Annotated in this window: 10 protein-coding genes and 3 tRNA genes; 6 read left to right on the top strand and 7 right to left on the bottom strand. The window is 32.4% G+C overall.

What is annotated here, in order from left to right:
• Positions 1-151 precede the first annotated feature (151 nt).
• The 3 genes from LQ189_RS10210 to LQ189_RS10200 all read right to left on the bottom strand — a co-directional run bounded on the left by LQ189_RS10210 (position 152) and on the right by LQ189_RS10200 (position 2,485).
• The gene (locus LQ189_RS10210) at positions 152-529 is read right to left on the bottom strand and encodes a hypothetical protein (protein WP_230156433.1); all 378 of its coding nucleotides are present in this window, start codon (positions 527-529) and stop codon (positions 152-154) included.
• Positions 530-715: 186 nt separating this feature from the next.
• Positions 716-1,729, bottom strand: a complete 1,014-nt coding sequence (locus LQ189_RS10205; protein ID WP_230156431.1) for a YafY family protein — start codon at positions 1,727-1,729, stop codon at positions 716-718.
• A 144-nt stretch (positions 1,730-1,873) separates the two neighbouring features.
• Positions 1,874-2,485, bottom strand: a complete 612-nt coding sequence (locus LQ189_RS10200; RefSeq protein WP_230156429.1) for a hypothetical protein — start codon at positions 2,483-2,485, stop codon at positions 1,874-1,876.
• A gap of 102 nt (positions 2,486-2,587) precedes the next feature.
• On the opposite strand from LQ189_RS10200, the gene LQ189_RS10195 reads away from it, so the two are divergent.
• From LQ189_RS10195 to LQ189_RS10185, 3 genes are all read left to right on the top strand, one after another.
• Positions 2,588-3,973 (top strand): RtcB family protein, encoded by a 1,386-nt coding sequence (locus tag LQ189_RS10195; RefSeq protein ID WP_230156427.1) that lies wholly within the window; start codon positions 2,588-2,590, stop codon positions 3,971-3,973.
• Positions 3,974-4,267: 294 nt separating this feature from the next.
• On the top strand, positions 4,268-8,548 hold the full coding sequence (locus LQ189_RS10190) for a hypothetical protein (RefSeq protein WP_230156420.1): 4,281 nt from the start codon (positions 4,268-4,270) through the stop codon (positions 8,546-8,548).
• A 232-nt stretch (positions 8,549-8,780) separates the two neighbouring features.
• The gene (locus LQ189_RS10185) at positions 8,781-9,896 is read left to right on the top strand and encodes a DUF418 domain-containing protein (protein WP_230156418.1); all 1,116 of its coding nucleotides are present in this window, start codon (positions 8,781-8,783) and stop codon (positions 9,894-9,896) included.
• A gap of 253 nt (positions 9,897-10,149) precedes the next feature.
• On the opposite strand, the gene LQ189_RS10180 is transcribed toward LQ189_RS10185, so the two are convergent.
• From LQ189_RS10180 to LQ189_RS10165, 4 genes are all read right to left on the bottom strand, one after another.
• Entirely contained in the window at positions 10,150-10,299 is a 150-nt protein-coding gene (locus tag LQ189_RS10180) for a hypothetical protein (protein WP_230156416.1), read from the bottom strand.
• A gap of 176 nt (positions 10,300-10,475) precedes the next feature.
• Complete coding sequence (locus LQ189_RS10175) at positions 10,476-13,142, bottom strand: S8 family serine peptidase (RefSeq protein WP_230156414.1); 2,667 nt, start codon at positions 13,140-13,142, stop codon at positions 10,476-10,478.
• Positions 13,143-14,511: 1,369 nt separating this feature from the next.
• Positions 14,512-15,210 (bottom strand): aspartyl/asparaginyl beta-hydroxylase domain-containing protein, encoded by a 699-nt coding sequence (locus LQ189_RS10170; protein WP_230156412.1) that lies wholly within the window; start codon positions 15,208-15,210, stop codon positions 14,512-14,514.
• A gap of 3 nt (positions 15,211-15,213) precedes the next feature.
• A complete protein-coding gene (locus LQ189_RS10165) occupies positions 15,214-15,723 on the bottom strand; it encodes a hypothetical protein (protein WP_230156410.1) in 510 nt (169 codons plus the stop codon).
• Between the two features lie 1,145 nt (positions 15,724-16,868).
• Between LQ189_RS10165 and LQ189_RS10160 the strand changes: the two genes are divergently transcribed.
• The 3 genes from LQ189_RS10160 to LQ189_RS10150 all read left to right on the top strand — a co-directional run bounded on the left by LQ189_RS10160 (position 16,869) and on the right by LQ189_RS10150 (position 17,290).
• Positions 16,869-16,942 (top strand) — tRNA-Arg (locus tag LQ189_RS10160).
• 196 nt (positions 16,943-17,138) lie between these two features.
• Positions 17,139-17,211 (top strand) — tRNA-Pro (locus tag LQ189_RS10155).
• A gap of 6 nt (positions 17,212-17,217) precedes the next feature.
• A tRNA-Phe gene (locus tag LQ189_RS10150) sits at positions 17,218-17,290 on the top strand.
• Positions 17,291-17,871: the final 581 nt, after the last annotated feature.

The raw sequence follows: 17,871 nt of genomic DNA, 5'->3' as shown, positions 1-17,871 counted from the left end.
ATCTTATTTCAGTGAAAGTTTAAATCGTTTGCAAGGCTAAAAAGCAAGCAAACAAAGCACGAAAGATCAAGACGCGGTTAGTGCCTACGCAATATTGTAAAACGAAATAGGCAACATAAGGTGCATTTCGTTCTCAAACAGATTGATCTTTTTAAATGAAATAAGCGGGAGGACGAAAGGTGTAAGCCGAAAAGGAAATCGGTTTACGGTTTACAACAGTTTCAGTTTTTGTTGTAATAATGATTGGTTGTACCAACTCGTATGAAGTACTTAGTAACTCTTGCACGTACACCACATCAACTTTTTCTTTGAGGGTGTTTTGCATGCTTTTCTCATTATCAGTGTAGCGTTTTAGACTTTTTTGCAGTTCGCAACGTCCGTTACAACTATTAAAAACCATTTTGCGTTGCACACAAATGGTTTTAGCAATTTCTTCTTGCTGAAGTTTAAATGTCAAATACGTAAAAGAGCTGCCAAAAGTGGGCAGGAGTAAAATAAAAGAAAGTATGTAGATACTGAACTTTTTCAAAGTGGTTGTTTTGACGCTGCAAAAGTAACGCATCAAGACAAATTAACGAAATGACAAACGTTAATATTTTCTTGGTGCTTCATATTATCTTTTTCAAAATTGCAACGCCTAATTCTTGCACCTTAAAACAATAACATCAGGTTACAGAAAAATGTTGAAGACACCTTATTCATGAGGTCAAATCAATTATTCCGCATAACGCGCCAGAGACTTTTGGATAACACTTTTCATTTGATTGCGGAAATAGTCGGGTCGTATCACCTCAAGACCACTGCCAAAACCTAGAAAAATACGTGCTAATTCATAATTTGGAATCACAAATAAGTGAATAACAATGCTCCCATCTTCATTTTGCTTAATCAACCGTTGTGAATTATGCAAGGGTTTAGTAAGTACATAAGGAGCATTAATAGCGTCAATCCAGAGTTCAAATCGATGCGGACGTAAGCCCGTATTCACAGTCACTCCCACCACATTTTTGTAATACAGGTCCGCATTAAAATTTTCCTCTAAATGAGGCATATTAAAATCATAATCAATAGCAATGATTCTATCCAGTGCCAAATTAGTTATGGGCTGGTTTTTCTTTCTTCTTCCTATCAAGAACCATCTGTTGTTAAACTCTTTTAATATAAATCCATGAAAATGAAATACCGTTTCCTCCTGCGATTTGAATGACTTGTACGTAATTACCAAAACTGTTTTTTTAATAATGGCTTGGTAAATTTCCTCTAAAAATGGTAAGCCTTTCAGTTTTTCGTTTTTGTCTAAGTAAATCACCGGTTGTGTTTGAGACTTTTCGGCATAGATCTTATCCTCTAAACGTTGCAAAATATCAGACACATCATTAAACAAAGAAAAGTCTTTAAACTGTTTCAGCATTGAAACCGTTTCTGTGAGTACATTAATATCCGTTTCCGTCAGCGGAATATTCGTAATCGTAAATTCCTCGTCTTCGTACGTATAATACTTTTTGTCATACACCACAATGGGGGCATTGTAGCCCAGTTTTTCGCTACGCATCAACTGAATATCCATTTGAACCGTTCTCTTGCTTACCGCATTTTCCCTTCCTTCGTACTCAAACAAAGCCTCAGAACAAGCCGCAATCAAGTCCTCTAGCGTCCAAGTACGGTATTTATTTTGCAAACACTTATCAATCGTTTTATACCGGATAAGCGCATTTTTATTTTGTGACATATTTTCTTTTTTTTTGGGGCGTGTCCCTCCGTAAAAACTACGGGTCGGGTCATGCGCTGCAATCTTTTAGAACTTCCGCTACCGCTACAGCCCTAAAAGGATTTTCGCTACTACCCCTCACGCAAAGCAACACTATTTTCAATTTCAGCTTAATAATTCTATTTCGCGTTGTATATTTTCTCTCGCTTGCGCTTCGTATGTTGTTCTAAATTCTACGGTTTGAAAAATAAATTCGTTTTCAAGAAAATGCTCCAATGCTTTCTTTCTACCAGGTTGGTATAAGAGAGTGGGATAAATTTTATACTCTTTCCTAATTTGATCACAATAAATGGTGTAATTGTTCCAGTCTTTAGCCAGTATTTTCAAATCAAAATCAATCAACCAGTTGATGTCTTCTATGTCGTTTTGTTGATGCAGTTGAGTAGCGCAAATCATGTCAAAAACCAATTGTTTATCTAGTGTGGCATTTTCAGGCAAAATAGACAAAGCAAGTTCAGCACTTTTTAACTCGTTGTCTTTCCGGGTCACTTTATAAATAATATCGTGGTAAAAAATAGCGTACAAAACTTCATTAGGAAATTGCAACGCCTCTTTATAGCGGTCAAATAAAACAATCATTTCTTCCAGATGATTTAAATTATGATAATGTCTCCCTTTAGCAGCATAGGCTTTTACTAAATCAAGCCAATTAATCAGGATTGCATTTTCATTAAAACCAATCTGGAGCAGTAAAGCAGTATATTTATTTTGAAGCATTTGCGCTGAGTTTGAATCAAAAATACAAATCTTTTTGTACTACGCAAAATAACTGCGTAGTAGGTTTTGAATATTTGTTGAAGAAATAAAAACAGAATAAAAATGGAACAAAAATTACAATTTACAGGAGCTGATATTATTCAATTAGGATTCAGGCAAGGAGCTTGGTTTAAAGAAGCACTTGCACATATCAATGACAATCAATTAGAAACCGAAGAAATAGAAGCCTATTTAGCACAATTCAAATTGCCTGATCCTATAGAGTTACACGCTCAAGCGATCACTTTTCACCAAAATATAAAGGCAGAAAACGAACTAGAAGAAAAAAATGTAACCGATGTGGTGCAAACCATGAAAACCTTGATGCGAACGCCAACTTTAGTCAATGGTGTCATCATGCCGGATGCTTGCCCTACAGGTCCTGACGGAACCATTCCGGTGGGTGGAGTTGCGGTGGCTAAAAATGCAATTCATCCGGGAATGCATAGTGCTGATATTTGTTGCTCAGTGATGCTAACTGATTTTGGAAAAACAAATCCAAAAGAAGTTTTAGATGCAGCGCATGCCATTACCCATTTTGGTGGAGGCGGAAGAAGTCGCGAAACGCAATTCCGTTTTCCTGCTGAAATGTTAGAAGCATTTCAAAGCAATTATTTTTTGAACGATGAAAAAATGATTAGCGCTGCTCGTTCGCATTTAGGAACACAAGGCGATGGAAACCATTTCTTGTTTGTAGGGATTTCAAAAAATACAGGAAATACCATGATGGTAACGCATCACGGGAGTAGAGGCGTGGGTGCTAATTTGTATCGAAAAGGAATGCATCTTGCCGAAAAGTTTAGAAAAACACTATCGCCAGAAACTTTGCCACAAAATGCGTGGATTCCGTTTGATACAAAGGAAGGACAGGTGTACTGGGAAGCGTTGCAAATCATACGTTCGTGGACAAAATTAAACCACGAATGCCTGCACGATGCTACTTTAGAGAAATTGGGAATCGAAAAAGAAAATAGGTACTGGAACGAGCATAATTTTGTTTTCAAAGAGGGAGACCTTTTTTATCACGCCAAAGGCGCCACACCATTGGACCCGAAATTCATGCCTGATAGCACAGGACCACGTTTGATTCCGTTGAATATGGCTGAATCCGTTTTAATTGTTGAAGGAGCCACAACCGAAACCAATTTAGGATTTGCACCACACGGTGCCGGAAGAAACATAAGTAGAACCCAACACCGAAAAAGTAAGGGAGAAAAAACAATCCAAGAAGTTTTTGAAGAAGAAACCCAAGGCTTGGATATTCGATTTTTTTCGAACGAAATTGACATTACCGAGCTGCCATCGGCCTATAAAAATGCAGCATCAGTAAGAAATCAAATGGAGGAGTTTGGTTTAGGAACCGTGATAGATGAAGTACTTCCTTATGGTTGCATCATGGCAGGAAATTGGGAAGTCAACGCCCCATGGAAAAAAAGAAGAAGAAAATAGCAAACCCAAAACGATGGAGGTTCAAAACCTCCCTAAGCAACCCGTAAGACTTTGTAGTTTAAATTGAGAAAACAGTTTGGGTTATTTTAATTACAAAAACAGGTAGTTATACCCTGTTTTTGTAGTTTGTTTTTATTATTTTTGAGAAATACCTTATGTAAAATAAAACAGGAGAGAATTGTTCTTAATTAATCGTGAGAATGTGGGTGGTTTTGGGGAGGGAAGAAGAGGACGGATTAGGTTGATAGGGTTTATTTATGAATATTTTAGATAAAATTAACTTTATTATGTTATATGATTGATTTGATAAATTGGGAAAATTTAAGACCGTATAATTCTACACAAAATAAAAGTTTTGAGGAATTATGCTTTCAAATATGTATTGAAGAGTATCAATCAATGGGAACTTTCGTCCGGATTGATGATAGTGGCGGTGGTGATGGTGTAGAATATTATTTAGAGTTTCCGAATGGTGATATATGGGGTTGGCAATGTAAATTTTTTGGAAGATTTGATGAAAGTGGTAGAAAAGAGCAAATTAAAAAATCATTACAAACTGCTTATAATAGACACAATTCTAGATTAAAGAAATGGGTTTTATGTTCCAAAAACTCTATGACAAATGATGAAAAAAATTGGTTAGATGGTATTGGAAGTTTAGTACATAAAGGAAATAATGTATTACCAGATGATGCAGACATCAAAATTGATCATTGGGGGGATAGCATTTTATTACACTATTCAAGAAAGTATCCAAGTATTCATAAATTCTTTTTTACTGATAAAATTTTAGATGAGAATTGGTTTCAAGAAAAATTTGATTTGATATATAATTCAAATGTTATTAAAACAAAATATCTAGATAATCTGCACACAAAGGGGGATGTTGATGATTTTGTTACAAGACATATTGGAGGAAAAGAGTTAGTTATTATAATTGAAAAACAAGAGAGTGATATTGGTATTGAACATTTTCTAAAAGAGTATGATGCGAATATAAAAAGCATAAAAAACAATAAAAACAATTATGATTTTAATGAAATCTATGATGAAATAAAAGAATTTTTATTTTCAAATAATTATGATACAATAGTTCAAGACGGTGTAAATTTAATTAATGAAATCAAGGATTATTTATTATTAGACAATCATAAATTATCGGCAGCACTAGATTTGAAAATTGACAATTATAAAAATAGATTTAGAGATTTTTATGAATTATATATTGACTATAAAAATGTAGAAAAACTAAAATCTATTCACTGGGATAGTGAAGAATTAGAAATAACCACAGAAGCAAAAAATAAAATCAAAGAATGTAGAGAAACACTACTTGGTCCATATTTTACGATCCGTAATTATGATTATTATTTGACGATTTTTGAAGAACTTGGTTCTTTGAAAAATAATGAAATTCATATATCTGGTAATGCTTCAAAAGGTAAAACTCATATTGCAGTAAATATTGTTAAAGAACATTTAGAACGAAAAAAACCAGCAATATTTATTTTTGGTAAAAATTTAAAAACGGAATTGCCATTAAAAGTTCAATTAAGAGATATTCTAGATTTACCAACAGATTGGAGTTTTAGTGACTTTTTAAGTGTTTTAAATATTTCAGGAAGGGTAAATAATACAAAAGCAATTTTATTGATTGATGGATTAAATGAAGCAATATATTGGAAAAGCGTTTGGGGTGATAATTTAGAAGAACTCATTAATGAAATAAGAAAAAAATTCCCAAACATTCTAATAATAACAACTTTTAGAACATCTTATAAAAGAGAGTTATTTTCTAAAGGTTATTTTAATTATTCAGAGTACTATGATTCAAAAGAAATACAAGTTCATGGATTTAGTCACTATAATGTAAACGAAGCAATTGATAAATATTTTAAGCATTACAATATAAAACTTGAAAATCATTCTGGAGCATTAAGTAGTTTTTCTGAGCCACTTTATTTAAAAATTTTTTGCGAAACAAAAAAAGGACTAACAGTATCTTTTCAAAATGAAGATTTGTTCGATGTTTTTGATGAATATCTAATAAAATGTAATCAAAATATTATTCTAAAATTAAATTATGAGTTGAAATTTAATAAGAAATTTTCAATAAATATTCTTGAAAAAATTTCTAAATTTTTATGGGATAATAGTAGTAGAGAAATAGATTTTGACTTTGCGATTAATAATATCATTACTCAAGAACAGTTGTTGATTTTTGAAAAAGAAGATCTTCTAATTTTTAGAGATTGGAACAATGTTGAGGTAATTACTTTTACATACGATTTATTAAGTGGATATTTAATAGCTAAAACGATAATTGATGAAATAAAGACAGTTGATGATATCAAAGTGTTATTGCTCTCAGAAAAATTTATAAATGAACTTTTACTTAGAGATACATTTCATCCATTATTTAATGATATTTTAAGATGTTTTTGTGTTTTAGCAATAAAAAGATTTGGCTTGGATTTCTATAAAATAGGTGAAAATAAAATACTTGACGAATATATTTTAAATTCAGTTTTTGAGGTTAATAGAAGTACAATTATAAAAAACAAAGATTTTGTTATTAGTATCATTTACGAAAATTTCAAAAACATCAAAAAACATAATTTAATTTATAACTTATTTGGAAATATTGATTTAGATAGTCAGCATCCATTAAATATACATTTACTATCTGATTTACTTTTTGATATGAAAGTTTCCGATAGAGATTTAAGTTGGTCGGAATATAATAGAATGAATAATGGAAGTTATGATAAAGGTTATAAAGATTTCATAGACGCTTTTAAGATTGCTTGTGAGAGTAAGAAAGATTTAAAAACGGACAAAGTTCATTTAGCTGCTAAAAAAATTATGTGGTTTCTTACTTCAACCAATAGAGAATTAAGAGATTTATCAACACGAGCGCTATATTATTATGGTAGAAAATGCCCAAATCAATTCCTTGAATTAGTTGAATATTCATTATCTATAAATGATCCGTATGTGTGGGAAAGAACTCTTGCATCGTTATATGGTGTTGTGTTAGCAAAGCACAATGATTTGAATGATACTAATTTTCAAGAGATTGTTTTTCCGTTAATTGTAAATAAATTATATGACTTAATTTTTAAGAAAGATGCTCCATTTTCGACTACTCACATTTTAGCCAGAGATTATGCTTCAAAATGTATTGAAATTGGAATTAAACACAAAAAAGGAACATTATCGCTTAAGGAAATTAAAAACACAAAAGCACCTTATAAATTTGGAGGAATTCGTAATCCTAAAGAATTCAATTCTTCAAAAGAAGAAGGCATTTCATCCGAACCTATCAGTATGGATTTCAGTAATTATACAATTGGTAGAATAGTTAAAAATGGTCATTCTTATTCAAATCCTCCACAGAAGAAAAAAGTACGCAGACAAATTTATTGGCGTGTTTTTAATCTTGGTTGGAATAAAGAACAATTTGATAAAGTGGATAATCGAATTAGAGAAGATAACTACCGCAGTTCACGTAGTGAGCAACCAAATATCGAAAGATATGGGAAGAAGTATTCTTGGATTGCTTATTTTGAGATTGCAGGATTGCAAAGTGATAAGAACTTACTTGATAATGACTGGGAAAGATTTCGACTATCTGATGCAGATATTGATCCAACTTTTCCAATAAAGCAAAAAAGCAAAAAGTTTATTCTGAAAGATTACCTTGGAGATAGAAACTTGTCATTAATTGACTGGTATAGAGATGGGGGAAAACCTGATGTAAATGAATATTTGCAAATTGAAAATCTGAAAAAAAACAATGGGAATTGGATTTGTTTAGATGGTTTTGTAGTTCAAGAAGACAAAAAAATTAATAGAGAAGTTTTTTATTTTATTAAAGGTTTACTGGTAAAAAATGATGATTACAAAGAAGTTGTAGAACATCTTAAAAAGATAGATTTTGGGAGAATGAATTTACCAGAAGTTAGGACTAATTATTATTCTTTTGCAGGTGAATTATATAGTGTTGACGACTCAACGGTAGAAAACTTATGCGAATTAAGATTTGAGATTAGCAGAAAAAAAGTAAAAGTTAAAAAAGGTGAGCCAGGTTATTATCATAAAGTATTTTTTGAGGATAATGAAATCAAACATTCATTTCCTAAGTTTGTCGAAATTGATAGAATAACTTCAAAGGAATACGAAGTATTATTACCAATAATGTCATATAATTGGGAAGGACACCATAGTGTGTTAAATGATGCTGGACATGAAACAATTGTTGCAAGAGAAATAGCAAATTATTTAAAATTGATTGATAAACCACAAACATTTAATCTTTTTGATGAAAGTGAAAATTTAGCATCACAAAACATTAGGTATCATAAAGATTACAATAACAACCATCATTTTGTTTATTTAAGAAAAGATTTATTAGATAAATTTCTTTTCGAAAATAATTATAAACTAGTTTGGGCAATATGGGGAGAAAGGCAAGTTAACTTTAAGGATTGGGATGGTCGCAAAAAATTCCATTCCGATAATGATATTTCAGATTTACAAATTTTTAATGAAGTTATTGAATACAAATATTAAATTTTAAAACATTTATTAAATCACCATCTAAGGCCTACACACCAAAAACCTACTCCTTTTCGAATTAATCTTAGGTAGTAAATCCTTTGGGCTAAATACGCCAAGCTCTAACATCACTATAAAAGGCGAGCATTATTTGCCGCGAATTGAGTTTTACGGGTAAAATTATAGGTAGTAAGAGGTGAAACAAAATACAATTTACAAAGTAAAAAGTTACATAGAATTTAAAACAATGATGCAAAAAGAACAAAGAGTCGAAATTATTGATATGCTCAGAGGTTGGGCACTTTTAATAGTAGTTATTTCAAATTATTTATATTATGCTTACAGCCCAGAATGGACAATACATGGAGATGGAATTGTAGCAACAGTAATAAATGGAGTGTTATTCATACTTTTTTCAGCTAAAGGATGGACATTGCTTTTTACTCTTTTTGGTTTTGGTTTTGGAGTCATTTATGCTAAAAAGCAGCAACAAACTTATTTTTTTCTGGCACGCCGCATGCTGGTTTTATTTGTATTCGCTTTTGTAAACAGTTTATTTTATGATGGTGATATTTTACGAGACTATGCTTTTTTAGGCTTGCTTATTTTGTTTTTTATTCATTTCTCCGCTAAAACATTATTGTACATAGCTGGTGTGTTATTTTTATTTGCGCCGTTACTAGCGGCATACATAAATACTGTTGATACGACATATATCACTACGTTGACAACTGGTATTGCACCTTTACGATTTAGTACCCAATTGTTAGAGGTTTTTAAATATAATCTTTTGAATTCAATTTATACTGAAGTTCTTAATTTGGCTTATTCTGTAACAGTACATTATATTATGTTTATATGTATGATATTGGGATTGGCGATTCAAAAGAGTAAGATTTTGGAAACTTTATTTGAAAGGAAAAGTCAAATAAAAAAATCCTTATTTTTAGTAGTAAGCATCACTATCGTTTTATGGGGAATTTTTATACTTTCGAATATGTATAAATTACCTTATTTAAAGTATTTCTCATTTCATTATTGGATCGTTTTAACAACCATGCTCTCTACGAGTTTGTTAATTATATTGCTCTATACAAATCAAAAATTTAAAAAAACATTTAAAGCATTTTCATGGGTAGGCAGAATGACTTTTACGAATTACTTAACTCAAAATTTAATTGCTTTTTTCGTATTTCAGGGAGTTGGTTTAGGATTGTTTCATCATATGCCTTTTTATTTTTACTTTTTGTTTGCAATCGCTATTTATGTACTTCAAATCGGATTTAGCTATTGGTGGCTAAAAAATCATGTTTACGGACCTTTAGAATGGCTTTGGAGACAATTAAGTGATACAAAAAAATGATGTTCCTAAATATATTTCAAACTATTCAATGACCATTAAAGACTTAAAATCTCAAAATCTAATTCTTTTCGAAGTTATTTTAGATACAAAAATCAATATGCCGTAAATCAAAAATGGGAATGACTATCAACTAGAACTTGGGGACGTAATTAAACGATCCGCATGAAATTTAGGTTGTATTGCATGTTACAGATCGATTAGTACGATAAAATGGTCAGACAATAGCATTTTCACTAGGCACTATGGCAAAGAACTACAACTCACTTTGCCATTGCGTAATTATAGCATTTGCTGCGGGTGTGTTTAGTTTTTTTAGTTCTTCTATAACTTGTAGTTTTTGAGTTTGGCTCATCACGGGTTCCGGTTTTATAAAATTACCAATAGTATCATTTTGTGAATTCAAGCTTCATAGAATTTACGTTATGGCGTGATTCATATCTTGAGAAGTACTTATCCCAAATTCCACATTAGAAATTTACTTCAACTAAATTACTTTACCATTTTTATATTTTTTAGGGAGCTCATGTAAAAAAAAAACGCCTTGAATGTCAAGGCGTTTTTAAGTAATGATATATCGTTTTAATTTTTAACAAATTTCTTTGAAACTGTTTTCTTTCCGTCATTCAATTCAATAACGTAAATTCCTGAAGGAATCTCAGATACATCAATTCCTGTTTCAATAGCATTGCCAGAAATTATTTTTTTACCAATTAAACTATAAATAACATAACTTACTGCTCTATTATCGAATGTACTGATATTCAAAATCCCCTTGGTTGGGTTTGGATAGATAGCAAAGTCATAATTATTCTTGTTACCATCAATTTCTAGATCAGAAGTTATTGCATTCACAACACTAGAAGCGACAATATTTACAGTATAATCTTCCACCTGCCCGTATGTAAATGATTCACAAGCAGTAGGGACAGCATTGTACTTCATTGATACTCTCAATCTTTTTGGACCTGTAGTTGTAGCGGCAGGCACAGTAAATGTTCCTGCTACTGGTGTAGTTGTAGTTGCTGTTCTTGTGAAAACCTGCTCACCAGCATCAGTAAAGTCTCCATCAGAATTGTAATCTATCCAAACTGAATATCCTTCAGCATATCTAGTACTTCTCCAAAACGGAGTAATTGTAATTGTATTTGCTGTACCTCTAGTTAAGTTTGTTGATAATGAAGTAAAGTTTTCATAACCTGTGGTACTTGTTGAAGCGTTATTGATAGTTCCTAATTGAACTCTTGCAATTCTCTCATCAGTAGTATTTGTTGATGTAGAAGTACAATAAGTTGGAGCAGGTACATTTGCCGTCGTAAAGTTTAAGCTAGCGGAAAAAGCAGAGGATGTATTGTTTGGACAAATACTTTTTACCTGAAATTGATAAGCTGTACTTGCTGTCAAACCTGTTAATGAAACTGATGCACTTGCAGATGTTCCCGTTGTCCATGCTGTTGCAGCTGTAGTTTTATATTGGTATTCATAAGTAGTTCCAGTCACTGCCCCCCAAGAAACTGTAGCTCCAGTAGTAGTTATAGCTGAACTTGCTAAGTTAGTGGGAACTGTTGCGTTACAAGTAACTACATTTGTAGTAACTCCTGTAACAATCAAAGTATAATTTTGGCTTCCACCTGAAAGTGTTGTTCCTTTATGAGTTACTGTAATTGTATATTGACCAGTAGCGCCCGTAACATCCACTCTTTCAAAATTATCTTTTGTATTGTCACCTGTTCCATTTGTGTTTACACCAGTTAACCTCCAAGGAGAAAATACAGAGCTTGATTTAGTTATACGAATATCTAAATCATTTATTAAAATTGCACTTGAAGAATTTAAAGCAGTGGTTGCAGTTCCAGTAGGATCTGTCCAACAAATAGAAGCTAATAACTTATTTACACCATCACTGTTCACATTAATGGTGTACGTTTGTCCAGGCTGTAATGTCAATTCACTTATAATTGAGCTATTCCCTGTATTAGTTATGGTTTCTGCCGCTCTTTTTGCATTCATTAATCCCCAACCAAAAACAGGATCTGGGCCAGCCAATCCAGCATCATCAGCGGTATGAAGAGCAAGTCCTCTTAAGCTAGCTGATCTCATAAAACTACCTTTAACATTTCTATGATGTTGCTGTAAAAGCAATAAAGAGCCTGCAACATTAGGCGATGCCATCGATGTCCCTGATATCGTTCCATAAGCTGAATCCGAGTTTTGGTAGGAAGAATAAACACCTGTTCCATTTCCAGCAATATCTGGTTTGATTCTTAAATCATCTGTAGGTCCTTGACTACTTGACGAATTGATGACTACCGAAACTAAATTTCCAGCTGAATCAATAGTAGCATCTTGAGCATTAGCTACAACCAAGTTGTTTTTTGAGGTAGAATGTCCCGTTAATTTATCAAATCCTGTAGCCAATGGATTTGCAGTAATCGACTGATTTCCATCATTTCCAGCTGCTACTACCATTAAATAATTAGGAGCGTTATACATAAGATTATCCCAGTCTCTAGAATCTTCTATGTAGGCTCCGGGGAAATAATTAGGCAATATATTATTTCCTGCATCATCTTTTGATCGATAACCGTAAGAGTGATTAGAAACTAACATTCCATTTGCTGCTTCAGTTGTAGCTTCAGATAAATCATTATTCCACATATACCCCTTTACTTTAGAGTGTGCAGCCATACCTTTTGCATTAGCCGCAAATCCACTAGCACATATTGTTCCTGTTACGTGAGCTGCGTGAAAGTTAAGTTGTGTTCCTCCTTCAGTAGAGGCGTCTTCTACTGACACTCTATTTGTTCCTCCAACACCATCATACTCCTGATGTGTAACTCTTGCATGTCCTCCATCCCATACATAGGCAGTCATGTTTTGTCCATCTACACTTAATCCAAGACCTCCACCTGTATTTAAATAATTTGTTCTGGTCGATCTTGCCGCAGCAACGTTAAAAGTTCTGTAATATAGTAAACTTCCATCTGCATTTACTTTTTGTAATTCAGCAAATCCTCCATCATTTAGAGTAACAGACACAGGAATATTATTTGCTTTTGCAAACGTAATTGCTGCTTTTTTATTGGTTTTCTGTTTTTCTAAAAATGAACTTGATAGTTTCTTAATTTCTTTAGTGTTATACTCTTTTGTAATTTGTGTTCTTTGTGACTTTGTCTGACCAAAAGTCGTAAGCATAGAACAAAATAACGCAGTAAAAAGCGTTCCTTTAAAATAGTAGTTTTTTAGCATTTTTTTGGGGTTTTTTGGTTTTTTTTTGGTTTGTAAATTCTCTGCATTAATTAAGAATAGGATGCAAAATTAACAAAAAAATAAAATAAATATGAGTTTTATTGTATTTTAATTGTTTAAATATGAAAAAAGAGCTTAAATGATACAATCAACTCTTTGGACTTTTAAAAAAAATACAAAGTAAATTTTCCCTGTATTTTAAGAGGTAACGGGCATTTTAAACATAAGATTTACTCATCACAATCATGCCTAATATTTATTCTTCCTTGGTAAATTAATAGGGCAATATTTAAATGTAATGAATTAAAATAATAAGTTTTTTTGTACTAATTAAATAATTACATAATGTGAACCTTGTTTTGTATAAATATATTTTAGTCCCCTATAAGAAGATCATAAAAATAGCTCCAAAATACAGCCGTCACAACCCAATTTTCCCAAGGCGATCATCTTCGATTTAGACTATATTTTGGCATTCATGAATGGGCGAAATCCTTTGGAGGCAAGCAAATTTGACAAAGCCGAATCAATAAAGAGTTTACAAAAGATAAATATATTATAGAATTTGTTTTGGATGTTATAAATCAGGTAGTTGATGCGTAGTGAAAAGATTTGAAGTTGCCTTGTTTTCAAGTTTATTACGGGGGTAAAAGTATGTTCTTTTTAAGGTTTTACAGCATATATTTTAGAGGCGTATAGTAGTGCGTCTTTTGTAAAAATGATAATCATAGCAAAACCTGTTAGGTTTTTACATGTTCAAAAATCAGAAATAAATCCTTGCAATAGAAACTAAGTAATGAGAATAAAATAGTGTTATATTTTTTATTGATTTCTCGCAAAGCTGCAAAGAAAGCTTTTTTGAGTACTGTGTCTTTGCGCATTTCCGAAAATATTGTTTTGTAAATTGCCAACAAAATATTTTTCAGTCAAAATTTAAATAGGACAATATATAGTACTTAAAACGTAGTGGTATCTTTTATCATAGAAAAACAGTGGAATTAAAACACAAATTAGTAACTTTTTTTTGCGAATTTGTGTTTTATTATTTGATAATTTATAAAAAAGAAATGAAAGACAAAACACTCTATAAATTACAACACATCAAACATGTAAAAGATTTCACACTACTCTATGTGGGGGCATCTTGCAGTTGGAACAGCAGCTGACTTTAAAGAGATTTCATCGGTAAAAGTAGCAAGGATTATGACTCAGCACACTAAAGATTTCTTTAGTGTGTTGAGATTTTAGAATATTTAATTACTAGTTATTTACTTTTAATAATTGTATTTAAAGGATTGGTTCAAAAAAAACACATAACTCTGCTAATGGTTTAAAAGTAAAACACCTCATGATGGTACTATAATAAATTCTACAACTCACTTTGCCATTGCGTAATTATGGCATTTGCCGCGGGTGAATTTAGTTTTTTAAGTTCTTCAATGACTTGTAGTTTTTGAGCTTGGCTCATCACGGGTTCCGGTTTAATAAATTCTTCTGCTGTGGCATGAGCAAAAAACAAAGCATCGGTCCAATTGTTTCGAATGCCGTCAATTACCAAATGAATTCTGTCTTTAGTGCCTTTATTCGCAACTGAATGTGTAAAATTAGCATCAATATACCAACATTCTCCGGTGTTCATGTGCAGGCGTTCGTTGTCTAAAATAAACTCAACTAACGGATTTGTAACAATAGGAATATGCATTCTAAAACAGCCATCTTCATAACCCAAACAATGATCTTGATGCGGTTTTATTATTGCGCCTGCACTTAGTTTTAATAATCTGACCGTAGTTTTTTTAAATAAAAGCGAATCTATAACGTGAGTAAAATAGGAACATTGCGCTAAAATAGGAGTAGGGAGTAATTCCTTTTCAGTTTGGTCAAAGGCATAAATAGCATCTGATTTTCCATTGACAGAAAGTAAGGCAATTGATGTCCAGGAACCGTCATAATCATTTTTGTTGTAATGCTGCACCCAACTATTGTTTAGTATTTTTTGTAAATCGTTTTGTAATTTACTGACATCAAAGGAAAGCTCAAAATTTATATGTCGTATTAATGCTTTCATAATTTAATCTCTTACCCATTTTACCATCGTGGGAAACGGTTTTGTATTTTCTCTGTCCGCTTGCTCTTTGGTCAAACAAAGCCCAGTCCATTCTAAAAGAGGCAATCCTATATAATTTTGATTGCTATAATTCTCAATTAGCCAAGACGCCTGATTTTTATAACCGTTAGGATGAAAAACAAATTCTGCAGGTAAATTTAAATGAGTAAGTGCAGCATAAGACCACAACATAGCAATAATTTCTTCTCCATCAGTAGGCCAGTTGCTAGCCATTTTGGGAGTACCTATATTTTTTCGGTTTTCGCTGGTAGTTACTGCCAGATGGCCTGCTTCGTGTAAAATATCGCCAGCATACAATAACTTGTTGAAATCTATTTGAACACAATTGGCACCCAAAGCCAAACCAGGTAAAAAAGTGGTGTCGTCTAATTCTTTTTCAACCACGGTTATTCCTATTGAATCCAAAAAGTGGAGTACTTTAATTACTTCAGGAGTATTTTTTAAATTTGCCATTTGTAGTATTACTGTTCAAGTACTAAATGTAGTAAAAAAAACAAAAAGTAGCTTGCGCCTATTTGCTAATAAGAAAATTTTGAAACCGTAACCTTTTTTGGGTACATTCTAATATTTGAAAAACTTTAAATATGTTTTAATTAGAGATAGCAGCTACCAAAAAACGATGGCCATTTAAGACCTCACATCTCAAAACCTAATCCTTTTCGAAGTTATTTCGGGGAGTAATTCGTTTGGGTTAGCTACCTCAACCTTAGCTACCGATTTAAAAACTGGCAACAAAATTTATGATGAACTTCTTGAAATGGCCATTCAGACTTTGATCCGCATTCGAGAAAAATTGCATCAATAATTAAAAAATAATACTACATTTGCCTCATGAACAAGCAAAAACATATACTATTAGAAAGATCAGATCGCTTTGCGGGTGTATATCCGTGTGGGCTTTTTGGACGTTGTATGTGTTGCTATAAATCCGTAAATTGATTTTATAAAACAATAATTAATACAAAAGCGTCCTTTAATCGGGACGCTTTTTTGGTTTTATAGCATTTTATCTCGATATGATTTTAGGTGAAATAATAGAAATAAGAGTTCAAAAGAAATTAAAAATAGCAATGATAAAAATAATTTAAAAAAAATAAACAAAATGTTTCATGCCCAAACGAAATAACGACATATAAGCTTTGAATAGTAACCAAATGAGAGACAGCCATTTGACAAAATAAAATTATCCGCACACAAGCGGACAGGACTTCTTATGTTTTAAAATTAAATATAAATAATTGAAAATCAATGAGTTGATTAAAAATAAATTTGGAAGTTAGTTTTTTTTGACATTATCTTTGCCTCAGAAAATTAGACACAAACAAAATGCAATTTGAATAATAATAAAAATTGCAATACATAAATAAATAAGATTATGAAAACGAACATACTATCACATAACGACAAACTTCATTTACTAGTGACTCTGGATATGAATTTTGATATTCGATTTACTCAAGATGTAAACCCGTGTTTTTATGGGGATTTACTAACAGATAGGTGTACTGACATTCATCGGGAAATATAATGATTATATTCTCCTGCTATGATAAGAAGCACCTTCAAAAGAGGTGCTTTTTTTATGTCTAATTTTTATTGATTTCGTAGCTCAATTGGAAAGAGCAACTGCCTACGAAGCAGTAGGTTACTGGTTCGAGTCCAGTCGAGGTCACAAGTTTTTTAGAAAGGAAACTGGCTTATTGGGGTTACTGGCTAACCTTCCCGACTGTCTCTCGGGAGAAACGAGTTCGATTCTCGTATAAGCCGCACACGGTGTTTTTAGTTTATTTGGTAAAATCTCGTCCCGAAGTTTCGGGAGTGAATCCGAAGAACAGGGTTCGATTCCCGAAAACACCCAAATTATAACTCTGGGAAGATAACGATTGGTTGTTTACCTGCTTTGGATGCAGGAGGTTGCAGGTTCGAGTCCTGCTTCTCAGACAAATTGGAATAGTGGTGCACATGGTGTGCACGCCTGTTTGAAGAGCAGGAGGGAACCGTTCGATTCGGTTCTGTTCCACAAATAAATTAGGTACGCAGAATAATTGCGTAGTTAGTTTTGAATATTTGTTTCAGCAATAAATACGTTCATTACATATATAATATCAAACAAGTCCTGTTGTGTGTTTCTGTATAGCACCATTGTGGTAAATAGTACTGGGAAGTATTCTGTTTTACTATACAACTTGATTTGGAGGTTTTGATGGTTTTCCAAAAAATTATCACACGCTATGGGTCGTGGGTTCGAATCCCACTCACAATGTTATGTTGTGATAGTTCAGTTTGGTTAGAACAATAGAAAGTGAAGGTTCGAGTCCTTCTCACATTTTGATGTGATAACTCAATTGGTAGAGTGCTACACTTTTAATGTAGATTTTACAGACTTAAAATCTGTATTCCAGAGATCATTCACTCTTAAAAAGAATGACACAAAGAAAACTGATTTGTCTTTGTCAGTAAAAAAAGAACTAGTGTTCAAGTTTTACACTTATGAAGTGACCTGAATATGAAACTCGTTTTTTGCGACATTGATTTGCTTTAAGATTTGAAGGTTTTAAATACAATATTGAAAATAATATAGAATCAAAAACCAAATTAAAG

Origin of the sequence: Flavobacterium sp. CECT 9288 (assembly GCF_918731615.1) — a bacterium.
In the GTDB taxonomy this organism is placed as follows: Bacteria; Bacteroidota; Bacteroidia; order Flavobacteriales; family Flavobacteriaceae; genus Flavobacterium.
This window is presented reverse-complemented; position numbering and strand designations above follow the sequence as displayed.